Here is a 12,352-nt window from a genome sequence, read left to right on the forward strand (position 1 = left end):
ATAACGCGTGCTTCCTGGATAAACGCGGTGCCTGTGAGTTTTTCGCGAGCAAGCTCGCTCCTACAAAAGGGCGAGCTTCCTCATTTTATCCTGCGTATTACTCAGGGATGCGCAGTGTCTGGCCTGGGTAGATCTTGTCCGGGTGCGACAACAGTGGCTTGTTAGCCTCGAAGATCTTGTTGTACTGGTTGGCATTACCGTACACCGCCAGGGAAATCGCGCTGAGGGTATCGCCCTTTTTCACTACGACGAAACGAGCAGCGGCAACCGCAGGGCCAGTGACAGTGATCTGGTCATCCACACTTGCCACACCGGCAATGTTGCCCAGCGCCAACAGGATCTTTTCTTTCTCTTCCTGCGTGGCCACTTCACCGGTCACTGTGACCTTGTCGCCATCCACCGTGGTCTGCACGTTTGGATTACCCAGGCCCACCTTGCTCACATGCTCCTTCAACTGCTCACTGGCGTTCGCATTACCCGGCGTCAACAGGTCGATCAACTTCTCGCCGGCTTCCTTTACAAAGCTTAATAGACTCATGGTGCGCTCTCCTTGGGGTTTATTTATCAGATGCCCAAGACTAGACCAGTCCTGCCGACTTGGGTTCCAGACTGGCTAAAGACTCAAAAGTATCCCAATCAACCCTGCCTGGAATAAGCCCGACGAAAACGCCGGTGAACCTTGATCGACGCCCTCTATCAATAGATCAATACTGGCGATTAGACGCGACCCTTTGTCACGCCTAGTCTAAACACTGATCAATCCGCCGGTGGTACTGCCCCATGAACGCCAAGCGCCCTCACTGCGCGGCGCCCGCTCTCGAAACGAATGCGCCCGTCGCCAGCCAGAGCTATCACTATTGCAATCTTGAACACACGGAAGTCGCCAGCACTGCGCTGGCCGAAGAAGTGGCGTTGGCGATTGCCTATAACGATATCAGCCAGGCGGTGATGCTAGTGACGCCTACGGACCTGGAAGACTTCATTGTAGGTTTCAGCCTCGGCAGCGGCATTATCACCGACGTCAACGACATTTATGACCTGAAAATCAGCGGTTCGGGCGCAGCCCAGTACGCTCAGGTACAGGTTTCCAGCCGTGCGTTCTGGAACCTCAAGCAGCAACGCCGCCAATTGGCGGGCACCAGCGGCTGTGGCCTGTGTGGCGTGGAAGCGGTAGAGCAAGCATTGCCCGACCTCCAGGTACTGCCCGGCGCGCCCTTGCCGCCGGCGCAGTGGCTCGATGGCTTGCGCCAGCGTATCAGTGCATTCCAACCCCTGGGCCAATACAGCGGTGCCGTGCATGCGGCAGTGTTTATGAACAGCCAGGGCGAATTGCTGATGGGTCGCGAAGACATCGGTCGGCATAACGCTCTGGATAAATTGATTGGCGCGTTGATCCGCCAAAAGATTCCGACCGACGGCGGCCTGGCGATTGTTACCAGCCGCTGCAGCCTGGAATTGATTCAGAAAGTTTTGCGCGCGGGCATCCAGACCCTGGTCAGCCTGTCGTCGCCCACCGGCCTGGCCCTGCAATGGGCGCGCCGGCACAACCTCAACCTCATCCACCTGCCGCAAAAAAGCGCGCCACGGGTCTATAGCCCTGCGATGGAGCACCAGCCATGAGCCTTCACCACCAAGCCGACCAGACCCCAACCCCACGCTACAAGCCCTACAAAGGCCCAGCCGGTGGCTGGGGCGCCCTGATCAGCGTGGCGCAAGCCTGGCTGACCAGCGACAACGCCCTGAAAAACCTGCGCATGATGCTCAAGACCAACCAGAACGGCGGCTTCGACTGCCCGGGCTGCGCCTGGGGCGACTCGCCGGAAAGCGGCATGGTCAAGTTCTGCGAAAACGGCGCCAAGGCCGTCAACTGGGAAGCCACCAAGCGCCGCGTCGATGCGGCGTTCTTCGCCAAGCACAGCGTCACGGCGTTACTGGAACAAAGCGACTATTGGCTGGAATATCAGGGCCGCCTGACCGAGCCGATGCGCTATGACGCCCAGACCGATCGCTACACGCCCATCAGTTGGGAAGCCGCCTTCGACCTGGTCGGCAAGCACCTCAACGCACTGCCCAGCCCGAACATGGCCGAGTTCTACACCTCGGGCCGCGCCAGCAACGAAGCCGCCTACCTGTACCAGCTGTTTGTACGCGCCTATGGCACCAACAACTTCCCGGACTGCTCGAACATGTGCCACGAAGCCAGCGGCGTAGCCCTGGCGCAGAGCGTGGGCGTGGGCAAAGGCACCGTGACCTTTGATGACTTCGAGCATGCCGATGCCATTTTCGTCTGGGGCCAGAACCCCGGCACCAACCACCCACGCATGCTTGAACCGCTGCGCGAAGCAGTGAAGCGCGGCGCCCAGGTGGTGTGTATCAACCCACTGAAAGAGCGTGGCCTGGAGCGCTTCCAGCACCCGCAACATCCGCTGGAAATGCTCACCAACGGTGACAAGCCGACCAACACCGCCTACTTCCGCCCGGCGCTGGGTGGCGACATGGCTATCTTGCGCGGCATGGCCAAATTCCTGCTGCTGTGGGAGCGCCAAGCCCTGGCCGAAGGCAAGGAAGCGGTGTTCGACCACGACTTCCTCAATGAGCACACTGCCAACGTCCTGGAATACCTGGGCCAGATTGACGACACCTCGTGGGAGGAGATCGTCGAACAGTCCGGCCTGACCCTGGTGGAGATCGAACAAGCGGCACGCATGTATGCCAAAGGCAAGAATGTGATCATGTGCTGGGCGATGGGGATTACCCAGCACCGCCACTCGGTGCCGACCATCCAGGAAATCGCCAACCTGATGCTGCTGCGCGGAAATATTGGCCGCCCAGGCGCCGGGCTGTGCCCGGTGCGTGGCCACAGTAACGTGCAGGGCGATCGCACCATGGGCATCAACGAACGCCCACCGGTGGCGTTTCTGGACGCGCTGGAGCGTCGTTTCCAGTTCCAGGTACCGCGAGACAATGGCCATAACGTGGTGGAAGCGATTCATGCCATGCTTGAAGGCCGCTCCAAAGTCTTTATCGGCCTGGGCGGCAACTTTGCCCAAGCCACGCCAGACAGCACGCGCACCTTTGAAGCGCTGCGCAATTGCGACCTGACCGTGCAGATCAGCACCAAGCTCAACCGCAGCCACCTGATGCACGGTAAAGATGCGTTGATCCTGCCGTGCCTGGGCCGCACCGACATCGACATCCAGGCCGACGGCCCGCAAGCGGTGACGGTGGAAGACTCGTTCAGCATGGTCCACGGCTCCAACGGCCAACTGCAACCGTTGTCGAAACTGATGAAGTCCGAGCCGGCGATTCTGGCAGGCATTGCTGCCGCCACCCTGGGCAGCAAGCCAGTGGATTGGAACTGGCTGGTGGCTGACTACGGGCGCATCCGCGACCTGATCGCCGACACCATCCCAGGCTTCAAGGACTTCAACGAGAAGATCAAACACCCAGGTGGCTTCTACCTGGGCAACTCCGCCGGCGCACGCCGCTGGAACACGCCGTCGGGCCGCGCCAACTTCCGCCCGAACATCTTGCCCAAAGACCTGATCCACGAACGCACCCACGCCACGGGCCGGGTGCCGGACCTGATCATGCAGTCGATGCGCTCCCATGATCAGTACAACACCACCATCTATGGCCTGGACGACCGTTATCGCGGGGTCAAAGGCCAGCGTGACGTGCTGTTCGTCAACGAAGCCGACATCATCCGCCTGGGCTTCAAGCCGGGGCAGAAGGCAGACATCGTGTCGCTGTGGGAAGACGGCCGTGAGCGCCGCGTGAAGGGCTTTACGCTGCTGGCATTTGATATTCCGGCGGGGCAGGCGGCGGCTTACTACCCAGAAGTGAACCCGTTGGTGCCGTTGGAAAGCACTGGCGACGGTAGCCATACGCCGACGTCGAAGTTTGTTGCGATTCGCTTGGAGGCGGCGAGTGACAGCGGGTTGATCATGGCGCGCTCGGCCTGACTCGATCCGAGATGTGTGTTGCTTGAACTACCGCTTTCGCGGGCAAGCCCGCTCCCACACTGGGATGGGTTCACCATTGAGACTGTGTAAACCGATCTAATGTGGGAGCGGGCTTGCCCGCGGAGAGGCCAGCACAAGCACCACACATTCGACAGGCACAAAAAAGGCCGCTTTTGCATAAAAGCGGCCGTTCCGAAGTAGCTAAAGACCCGTAAAAACGACTTAAGTTCCCCATACAAAACAGCAACTTAGCAAATTGTATACAACCTCTGCCGCCGGTCGGATTTCGATTGTCAGCGGCTCGATACAACCTCAGGATCGCGCCGTCATCCCTTGAGGTTTCCCTGAATGAAGTTCTCCTCGATTCTCTTGTTGTCCCTTGGCCTGGTCAGTGGCGCAGCCATGGCAGGCGGCACCACTGAAGCCGGTGTAGGCGGCGCATTGGGTGGGGTTCTAGGTTCCGTTGTCGGCCAGCAGCTGGGCGGCAACACCGGTTCGACCATCGGCGCGGCCCTGGGCGGCGCTGGCGGTAGCGCGGTCGGCGCAGACAAGCGCAGCCGTGGCGAAGCCGCCATCGGTGGCGCACTGGGCGCAGCCGGCGGCAACGTCTTGGGTCGCAGCGTCGGCGGCAGTACCGGTGCATTGGTCGGCTCGGCAGCCGGCGGTGGCGCGGGCGGCGCGCTGGGCAACTACATGGGTAACGAAAGTGATCGCGACAATCGCCATTACCGCGATCGCGACCGTGACGACCGTCGCTACTACCGCGATGGCCACCCAGGCCGCGGCCATGCCTATGGGCATCGCAAGAACAAGCATCGTTATCGCGACTGATCAATACGCGCTCTGACGAACACACCCAGTGTGGGAGCCGGGCTTGCCCGCGATAGCAGTGAATCAGGTTTAGAGGTATTGCCTGATACTACGCAATCGCGGGCAAGCCCGGCTCCCACATTTGGTATGGGTTGCTTGAAGGTGCCTCATACCACCAAGCGCTGCATCGCCTCGCGCAACATCCCCGGAATCGGCACTGGCTGGTTCGACGCTCGGTCCACAAACACATGGACAAAGCGCCCCGCCGCACACGCCTCCTGCTCACCCGCCTTGAATACCGCCAGTTCATACTGCACCGAGCTATTGCCCAGTTTGCCTACTCGCAGGCCGATCTCAATGCGCTCAGGGAAAGCAATCGACGCAAAATAATCGCAAGCCGAACTCACCACAAACCCCACCACCTCACCGTCATGTATATCCAACCCGCCCTGTTCGATCAGGTAGGTATTAACGGCTGTGTCGAAGAAGCTGTAGTAGGTGACGTTATTCACATGGCCGTAGGCATCGTTGTCGTGCCAACGCGTGGTGATGGGCTGGAAGTGGCGATAGTCGTTGCGCACAGGCGTTGAGTCAGGCATCGGCAAGTCTCGTCAAAGTTGATCCAATTGAGCATGGGCCCAGTCGCGCACCTCGGCGTAGGGGTAGTCTTCCAGCGCAGCAAAACCGGGAATGCCTCGCGCCTTCAACTTGGTAAACAACGGTACGCTGATACCGCCAAGAAAACGCGTCAAACGCTCCGCATTCGGCAAGTGCCCCGTGTACTCATGATGCCTGTGGATAAAATCACCGCACAGCCCCATGAAGTTTTTATCCACAAGCGGCGGCAGGCTCGGCGGTGCCGGCAGATGAGCAACCTGGCCGTGGCACACCGAACAATGCCCGCAACGCTGGGGCGCATTTTCATCACCAAAGTAGTGCGCCAGGCGTTGCCCCAGGCAATGCTCGGTGGCGAACAGGTCGAGCATGGCGTGTATCCGCGCGACCTCCGCCACCTCATGCTGCTTGAAGCCTGTGTATAACTCGGCGCTTAGTGCCTGCGGGTCAAAATCGGTGTCGAGCAAACTGTAGACCTCAGTCATCTGCTTGCTTTCGAGTTCGATCAGGCCCTGCTCCTGAAAATAATCCAGCGCCTTCACCACCCGGCTACGTTCGGCATTGTGCTGTTGATAAAGCGCGTCGAAATCCACCGTCGCCCAGGTTTTAGCGCGCTTGCATACCTGGATGATCGCCGCAACAAACTGCTGCCGTTCGCCGGAAAAACGTGCGAGCAAGGCCTCGGGCTCGATCAGGTATTTGAAACGGTATTCCGCATAAAACGCATAGCGCGGTGCAATCACACCCTTGAGCTCCAATTGCACCAGGAGTGTCTTGAGCGGCAGCTCGCGAATATTGCTGTGGTCCGACAGCGACCTGAGCAAGAACTCCCACTGCCCTTCGCTACGCGCCGCCTGCAACTCCTCCAGCACACGACGAATGCCTTCCTGCTCCGGCGTGTCACCGTACACGAAGTTTTCCAGCACATTGAGGCTGTCGCGGTTGGCCAGCACCAGGCAATCCGATGGCTGCCCGTCACGCCCAGCGCGGCCGATCTCCTGGCTGTAGTTCTCGATGGACTTGGGCAAGTCGAAGTGCACGACATTGCGGATGTCACTCTTGTCGATGCCCATGCCAAACGCGATGGTTGCGACAATGCAATTGGAACGCCCGCCCATGAAACGCTGCTGGATGCCCTCGCGCTTTTCGTTGGGCAGCCCCGCGTGATAAGCCTCGGCCTGAATACCGTGGCGGTTCAGATGCTCGGCAATCTGCTCGGCGGTTTTCTGCAAGGTGACGTAGACGATACTCGGCTGGTTGGCCCGCGCTTTCATCCACTCCACCAGCCTGCGGCGTTTGTCGTGGCCGCTGACCGGTTCCACCAGCAGGTTGAGGTTGGGCCGATAGAAGCCCGTGGTCACTACATCCCCGGCCGCAATGGCGAACTTGGCCTGCATATCGGCGATCACCTTGGGCGTGGCCGTGGCCGTCAGCAACAGCGCCTGCGGGATGTTGAACTGGCGCTGGTAGTCCGGCAGCTTCAAATAGTCCGGGCGGAAGTTGTGCCCCCACTCGGAAATACAGTGCGCCTCGTCCACCACCAGCAAGGAGATCTGCACGCTGTTCAGGAAATTGCGGAAACGCTCGTTCTTCAAACGCTCCACGGAAATCATCAGAATCTTGAGCTCGCCCGATCGCGCACGGGCCATGACATCATTGGCCTCATCACGGCTCTGGGCCGAGTCGATACTGCCCGCCGAAATACCATGGCGCTGCAGGAAACCCAACTGGTCCTGCATCAACGCCAGCAACGGCGACACTACCAGCGTCAGGTGCGGCAGCAACACAGCCGACAACTGGTAACACAAGGATTTGCCCGACCCCGTAGGAAAAATGGCGGCGGCAGAGCGCCCGGCCAGCACGGCGCTGACCGTCTCTTCCTGGCCCAAGCGAAAGTGTGGGTAACCAAAGACCTGCTGGAGGGTGTCGTGCATAAGGCTGTCACTCCATTGACCGCTGAGTTGGCTCAAAAACATAGCCTGGGAATCTCAGCGAATCGAGAAAGGTCGCAAGGAAAAAAGAGACAGGATGATACACAGGGGGAGGCATGGCCCAGGGCCGAAGTGGGAATTTTCCGAGAAAGTAGCAGGACGTAGCAGACAAAAATGTGGGAGCTGGCAAGCCCTCCCCCACATTTCACAACCGAGCTACAGCTGAATCAGCGGTTCTGCACCCGCTCAATCGCCGTGTCATACACCGGGTTGGCCTTTTGCTCTTTGGCCAACTGGTAATGACGCAACGCATCCGGGAACTGGCCGGCCGCTTCATAGATGCGTGCAATGTTGTAGTAAGCACCGGCACGCACGGTCGCGGCATTGGTACCGGTCGCCAGGGCGATAGCCTTGCGGTTGGCCCAGATCGACTCCGCGGTATTGCCGGCTTTCTGATACGCCAGGCCCAGGTTGCCGTAAGCCTTGCCGAAGCCGTTATCCAGCTCGATGGCTTGACGGAAGAAGTCGATGGCCTGGTCCAGGTTACCGGCCTGGTAGGCCGCTTCGCCCTTGAGGTTCAGCTTTTTCGCATCGGCCTGTACCGACGAGCTCACCGTCACGGCGGTGACGGCCACGCTGTCATCCAGCAACGGCTTGACCTCGTTGAGCACATCTTCGGCGCCGACTCTCACGCCGGTGAAGGTGTTGATGTCCTGGAAGTCGCCACTGCCGGTCATGCGGAACACGGTCCACAGGTTGCCGGTGCGGTTCTGCGGCACATAGTAGGTGCGTACCAGGGATTGCCCCATGTACACGAACACCTTGGCCTCACTGTTGGACAACTCGCTGGAGGTGGGAGAGCCGCTGTTGGAATAGTCGTGCACGGCATAGACGTAGCTTTCGCCGTAATGCTTTTTCTGCAGGGTGATGGTTTCCGGGCCATAGCTGTCGGTGTCATCCACGTCCAGTTCGGCGTCGGTGCCCTTTTTATTGTTGAAGAAGATGTTATTGCCCGGGAAGATCATATGGGAGTCGAGGTCACGTGGAGCCTTGCCCCAGGTCAACACCACACGCAGGCCGTCGAGATTTTCCATCACCGGGCTGATGGCATAGGTCATGCCTTTGCACGGGCACTTCACCACCAGGTTGGAATAGCCAGGCTTCTTGATGATCAGCAGGTTGCTGGCATCGTCCGCCGACTCACTGGTCAGCGTGACCTGGCCTTGCGCGTTGGTACGGCCCACCACGTTCTGTGCGCCGTTACGTTGCAGCAACACTTCGGCATCGGCGATTTTCTGGTCCTTGACCACCGCACTCAGTACCTCAATCGGCAACTGCTCGGCCTGGACAGAAAACGCCACCGCACACAAAGACATCGCCGAGGCGACACGAAGCAAACCCATGCTTAACTCCCTTTAAGTAGTGGGCGGAATCGCCCTACAAGATTTTGCGGTGAAACATACGCTGAAATGAGCTCGCTGGCAGATTTTTTATACAGATTGTGACGGGGTTTTTATCCCGCCTACCGAGCTACGCATTGCGCTACAATCAAGCCTTGCTTTCCAAGAGGACGCAGCGATGAGCGAACTGACGTTTGAGCAAAAACAGGATCACTATCACAAGATCCGCCGTTCCAATTACTTGGCCAGCCTGCGCCTGGAAGGGTTCGATACCCAACCGACCGACGTCGACAAACCCCTGCCGACACGCGAAGCCGTCCTTGCCAAGTACCGCAACACCTCACGCTGATGCTCGACAAATACGGGGTGGGCCAGGACCCGTACTGCTATCCCGGTAGCAGCATCCTGCGCAACCGCCTCGATTTGTTCGATGAGGCACGCCTGCACCAGGCCGAGCGGGAATTATCCGAAATCGCCGTAGGCAACCTTCCTCTCTTTCCGCCGCCCTACGACCTTGATCGCCTGCAACACATTCACCGCATCCTGTTTGGTGACGTCTACGATTGGGCCGGCGAACTGCGCAGCGTCAACATCCAGAAAGGTGACACGCTGTTTTGCACCCCGGAGCGTATTCCACCAGAGGCGGCGAAAATCGTCCGGCATATGCAAGACGCCAATTGGTATGTTGGTGCGACTCAGGCTGACCTTGTACGTCAAATCGCTGAAGCTTATGGCGACCTGAACGTCATTCACCCCTTCCGCGAGGGAAATGGACGGGCGCAGCGGATCCTGTTTGAACAGATCATCGTGAATGCGGGGTTTTCGGTGAATTGGTGGCTGGTAAAACATGCGGCCTGGATACCCGCGAATATTGATGCGGTGGCGTGTGACTATCGGGGATTGGAGGCGATTTTTGAGCGGTGTATCAGCAAGCCTCTCAGTGTCTGATCGAACCGCGAGCGATTAAACCATCTGTTTATTGCCCGAGAACAAACTCACTTCTAAGGTTGGGCTCGTCGCTGCCAATTCAGCGACCGGGCTTGGTCACCCGAAAAACAGCAGAGACAACGTGCCAGCTCTTCTGGCGTATTTCTTTGAATCTGTATTGGAACACTGTGATGACAAAGCCGAACCTTCCCACCAATCGCTATCGTCAGCTACGCACCAACTTCACCGACACTCACCCGCTTCTCATCGACACTCAAGCATCAGCCGAAGACATCCAATCTGCCGCCCACCAGCGTATCCGCGCCGCCAGCGACTTATTGGAAACCTTCTCTTGCCTGACCTTCGAACACGCCGACCTCAAAGATATTTCCCACATCATCAATGCGCTGTACCTGCTCGTTCAGGACGGCTGTAATTTGCTGGAAGCTACGCAACACGTACAACTGCCAGCGACCGACCAGCCACCACGCAGCAATCCGCTACAGAGCTAAACCTGGGGGAGCTGGCTGGCCTGCGATGGCGGCGTATCAGGCTATACCGCCATCGCGGGCAAGCCCTGATACCCGTAGGAGCGAGCTTGCTCGCGAAAAACGTCAACGGTAACGCGTGCTTCCTGGATAAACGCGGTGCCTGTGGGTTTTTCGCGAGCAAGCTCGCTCCTACAGGCATTAAGGCAGGCCCGGCGCCCACATTTGCTCGGTTGTGCCGGCAGAATCGGTATCAAGTCATAAATGCAGGAAGGCATTGTAAGAAACCAAAAAACGGCACGTCGTCCGTTTCCCAAACTGCTTCAAATACCCGTTCAACCCGCTATACCAGTTACGCGTAGCCGACTGAAAATAACCTCCTATCAACTGTCTCGGAAAAACCGTGAACATCGAAAGGACTCAATATATCGGCCACTATGGCCTGGGTGCTCAGGTCAGCGGTGGCATAGGCCCGCAGCGCTCAAGCGTCTCAATGCATGTGTACTCCAGATGAACTTTAGTCAATGGCTTTACCTACAAACAGCGCTATTATTCGCTCTCCATTTGCTGCTGTATTACAAAATCACTGACTGCACGTTAAGAACGGGTTTCGCCGTTACCTTCATCGTAACGGGACTGCTTCTGTTGTTCTGGCTACCCTATATCGCCATTGTCCTGAACATTCAACTTCTTCCCTTGGCCTTGTTCTTGATAGGCTTGGCTCTCTTCATCACGCGAAACAAATACCGCCTGCAACGTGACAGGCCCCCTCACCCACTCCTGCGTGCCCCCACCATGAACCTGGCCCCCAACTTCCCCGAAGACCCTGTCATGCAGCAACTTCTGCAATTGCTGCATGAAGAAGTCGGCTTGCCAAAACACAAGACCATTGGCCTGCATACCTCACTGAATTTCGACCTTGGGTGCGATGGCGGTGAGGCCAAGCAATTCATGGAGGCGCTGGAGCAGGACTTCGAAATCGACCTGGGTGACTACGATGCTTATCGTTACTTCCAACCGCCGGTGTTCGACGTGTTCCTGAAGCGTCGCGCCAAAGGCCGTGGCGACAAGATTCCGTTGACCATTGGCATGCTCTACCTGGCAATCAAGACCCACAGCTGGGACACCCAAACGCTGGAGAACATGAGCTGACTCCATTGTAGGAGCGAGCTTGCTCGCGAAAAATTCACAGGCGCCGCGCTCATTCAGCAAGCACGCGTTATCGTTGACGTTTTTCGCGAGCAAGCCCGCTCCCACATTGGGACTGCGCTAAGCTGGCGATCGGTATACAAACAAGGACCTTACATGGACGTAACAATGGGCCTGCTGGCCGCCCTGCTCTGGGGTGGCACGGACTTTCTAGTGGGCCTCAACGCCCGCGCCGTTGGCGTTAAACGCGCGGTGTATTTCGGCCAAGCCCTCGGCTTTTTGATCATGACCCTCCTGCTGGTCATTTTCCCGGCCTTCCTTTTCAAATCCCTTGATGCGCCTTGCAGCGTCTGGCTTTTGGGTATCGCCGCCGCCCTGCTGACGGTGTCCGGCGCCCTTGCGCTGTCCAAAGCCTTTGCCTTGGGCAAAGCAGCGATCGTCGCGCCGCTGGTGACGTCCTACGGAGTGGTAACCACTCTGCTGTCCTGGGCCAGCGGTGAACACATCAGCCTGGTACAACTGGGCTGCATCGCTTTGTGCGTGATCGGCGTTGTGCTGTCCAGCATTCACAAGGACAGCGGTACGCCTTACAACAACCCGCGCCTGTCCATTGCCTACGCCATGTTCGCCGCAACCTTGTATGGCACCAGTTTCTGGCTGCAAGGCCGCTACACCCTGCCGGCGTTGGGGCCGATCAGCATGTTGTGGCTGGGTTACCTCGTGGGCCTGTGCGTGCTGGTGGTGATGGTGCTGAAAATCAAGGATGGCCTGAAGATCCCGCCACTGAAAAACTGCGCGACGTTGACCGGTGCGAGCTTGATGAACCTCGGCGGTTTCTCGGCGTTTTCGTGGGGCGCAATGGCCGGCTCGGTGTCGGTGGTGACGGTGATCAGTACGCTCTCTGGAGGGATCGCGGCGATCCTGGGGTTTGTGTTTTTCAAGGAACGATTGTCAGCGGTGCAGGTGGCAGGCGTCGTGCTGGTGCTGGTCGGTGCAGTGGTACTGCACATCGCCGACTAATCGTTCGCGCATAAAAAAGCCGCCTACTTATTAAGAGGCGGCTTTTT

At 58.4% G+C, this 12,352-nt stretch carries 12 protein-coding genes; 8 read left to right on the forward strand and 4 right to left on the reverse strand.

What is annotated here, in order from left to right; translation table 11 throughout:
• Positions 1–97: 97 nt before the first annotated feature.
• Positions 98–538 carry a peptidoglycan-binding protein LysM gene (lysM, locus tag DK871_RS05240; RefSeq protein WP_161904226.1) on the reverse strand — a complete coding sequence of 147 codons (441 nt, stop codon included), beginning with the start codon at positions 536–538 and terminating at the stop codon, positions 98–100.
• Between the two features lie 242 nt (positions 539–780).
• Between lysM and fdhD the strand changes: the two genes are divergently transcribed.
• The 3 genes from fdhD (at position 781) to DK871_RS05255 (ending at position 4,796) form a co-directional block, all read left to right on the forward strand.
• Positions 781–1,620 carry a formate dehydrogenase accessory sulfurtransferase FdhD gene (gene fdhD, locus DK871_RS05245; RefSeq protein WP_161904227.1) on the forward strand — a complete coding sequence of 280 codons (840 nt, stop codon included), beginning with the start codon at positions 781–783 and terminating at the stop codon, positions 1,618–1,620.
• Positions 1,617–3,965 carry an FdhF/YdeP family oxidoreductase gene (locus DK871_RS05250; protein ID WP_161904228.1) on the forward strand — a complete coding sequence of 783 codons (2,349 nt, stop codon included), beginning with the start codon at positions 1,617–1,619 and terminating at the stop codon, positions 3,963–3,965. Before fdhD ends, DK871_RS05250 begins: the two co-directional genes overlap by 4 nt.
• Before the next feature lie 348 nt (positions 3,966–4,313).
• Complete coding sequence (locus DK871_RS05255) at positions 4,314–4,796, forward strand: glycine zipper domain-containing protein (protein ID WP_161904229.1); 483 nt, start codon at positions 4,314–4,316, stop codon at positions 4,794–4,796.
• Positions 4,797–4,942: 146 nt separating this feature from the next.
• On the opposite strand, the gene DK871_RS05260 is transcribed toward DK871_RS05255, so the two are convergent.
• The 3 genes from DK871_RS05260 to DK871_RS05270 form a co-directional block, all read right to left on the reverse strand.
• Positions 4,943–5,374: a thioesterase family protein gene (locus DK871_RS05260; protein WP_161904230.1), complete on the reverse strand. Its 432-nt coding sequence runs from the start codon at positions 5,372–5,374 to the stop codon at positions 4,943–4,945.
• Between the two features lie 12 nt (positions 5,375–5,386).
• Positions 5,387–7,324 carry an ATP-dependent DNA helicase RecQ gene (locus DK871_RS05265; RefSeq protein WP_161904231.1) on the reverse strand — a complete coding sequence of 646 codons (1,938 nt, stop codon included), beginning with the start codon at positions 7,322–7,324 and terminating at the stop codon, positions 5,387–5,389.
• A 224-nt stretch (positions 7,325–7,548) separates the two neighbouring features.
• Complete coding sequence (locus DK871_RS05270) at positions 7,549–8,724, reverse strand: tetratricopeptide repeat protein (RefSeq protein ID WP_161904232.1); 1,176 nt, start codon at positions 8,722–8,724, stop codon at positions 7,549–7,551.
• 175 nt (positions 8,725–8,899) lie between these two features.
• Here DK871_RS05270 and DK871_RS05275 point away from each other — a divergent pair, with 175 nt between their 5' ends.
• The 5 genes from DK871_RS05275 (at position 8,900) to DK871_RS05295 (ending at position 12,305) form a co-directional block, all read left to right on the forward strand.
• Positions 8,900–9,070, forward strand: a complete 171-nt coding sequence (locus tag DK871_RS05275) for a YhfG family protein (protein WP_003187692.1) — start codon at positions 8,900–8,902, stop codon at positions 9,068–9,070.
• The gene (locus DK871_RS05280) at positions 9,070–9,669 is read left to right on the forward strand and encodes a putative adenosine monophosphate-protein transferase Fic (RefSeq protein ID WP_161904233.1); all 600 of its coding nucleotides are present in this window, start codon (positions 9,070–9,072) and stop codon (positions 9,667–9,669) included. The genes DK871_RS05275 and DK871_RS05280 overlap by 1 nt, the downstream gene beginning before the upstream one ends.
• Before the next feature lie 170 nt (positions 9,670–9,839).
• The gene (locus DK871_RS05285; protein ID WP_161904234.1) at positions 9,840–10,160 is read left to right on the forward strand and encodes a hypothetical protein; all 321 of its coding nucleotides are present in this window, start codon (positions 9,840–9,842) and stop codon (positions 10,158–10,160) included.
• A 771-nt stretch (positions 10,161–10,931) separates the two neighbouring features.
• Positions 10,932–11,288, forward strand: coding sequence for a DUF1493 family protein (locus DK871_RS05290; protein ID WP_161904235.1), 357 nt, complete (start codon positions 10,932–10,934; stop codon positions 11,286–11,288).
• A 153-nt stretch (positions 11,289–11,441) separates the two neighbouring features.
• A complete protein-coding gene (locus DK871_RS05295) occupies positions 11,442–12,305 on the forward strand; it encodes an EamA family transporter (RefSeq protein WP_256677378.1) in 864 nt (287 codons plus the stop codon).
• Positions 12,306–12,352: the final 47 nt, after the last annotated feature.

The organism is Pseudomonas sp. L13, assembly GCF_009935965.1.
GTDB classification, from domain to species: domain Bacteria; phylum Pseudomonadota; class Gammaproteobacteria; order Pseudomonadales; family Pseudomonadaceae; genus Aquipseudomonas; species Aquipseudomonas lactis.

Excerpts from the sequence above, each read along its gene's own strand:
- DK871_RS05260 (WP_161904230.1), bottom strand. The coding sequence starts at position 5,374 with ATGCCTGACTCAACGCCTGTGCGCAACGACTATCGCCACTTCCAGCCC.
- DK871_RS05285 (WP_161904234.1), top strand. The coding sequence starts at position 9,840 with ATGACAAAGCCGAACCTTCCCACCAATCGCTATCGTCAGCTACGCACC.
- DK871_RS05250 (WP_161904228.1), top strand. The coding sequence starts at position 1,617 with ATGAGCCTTCACCACCAAGCCGACCAGACCCCAACCCCACGCTACAAG.
- DK871_RS05255 (WP_161904229.1), top strand. The coding sequence starts at position 4,314 with ATGAAGTTCTCCTCGATTCTCTTGTTGTCCCTTGGCCTGGTCAGTGGC.
- DK871_RS05265 (WP_161904231.1), bottom strand. The coding sequence starts at position 7,324 with ATGCACGACACCCTCCAGCAGGTCTTTGGTTACCCACACTTTCGCTTG.
- DK871_RS05270 (WP_161904232.1), bottom strand. The coding sequence starts at position 8,724 with ATGGGTTTGCTTCGTGTCGCCTCGGCGATGTCTTTGTGTGCGGTGGCG.
- lysM (WP_161904226.1), bottom strand. The coding sequence starts at position 538 with ATGAGTCTATTAAGCTTTGTAAAGGAAGCCGGCGAGAAGTTGATCGAC.
- DK871_RS05290 (WP_161904235.1), top strand. The coding sequence starts at position 10,932 with ATGAACCTGGCCCCCAACTTCCCCGAAGACCCTGTCATGCAGCAACTT.
- DK871_RS05295 (WP_256677378.1), top strand. The coding sequence starts at position 11,442 with ATGGACGTAACAATGGGCCTGCTGGCCGCCCTGCTCTGGGGTGGCACG.
- DK871_RS05275 (WP_003187692.1), top strand. The coding sequence starts at position 8,900 with ATGAGCGAACTGACGTTTGAGCAAAAACAGGATCACTATCACAAGATC.
- DK871_RS05280 (WP_161904233.1), top strand. The coding sequence starts at position 9,070 with ATGCTCGACAAATACGGGGTGGGCCAGGACCCGTACTGCTATCCCGGT.
- fdhD (WP_161904227.1), top strand. The coding sequence starts at position 781 with ATGAACGCCAAGCGCCCTCACTGCGCGGCGCCCGCTCTCGAAACGAAT.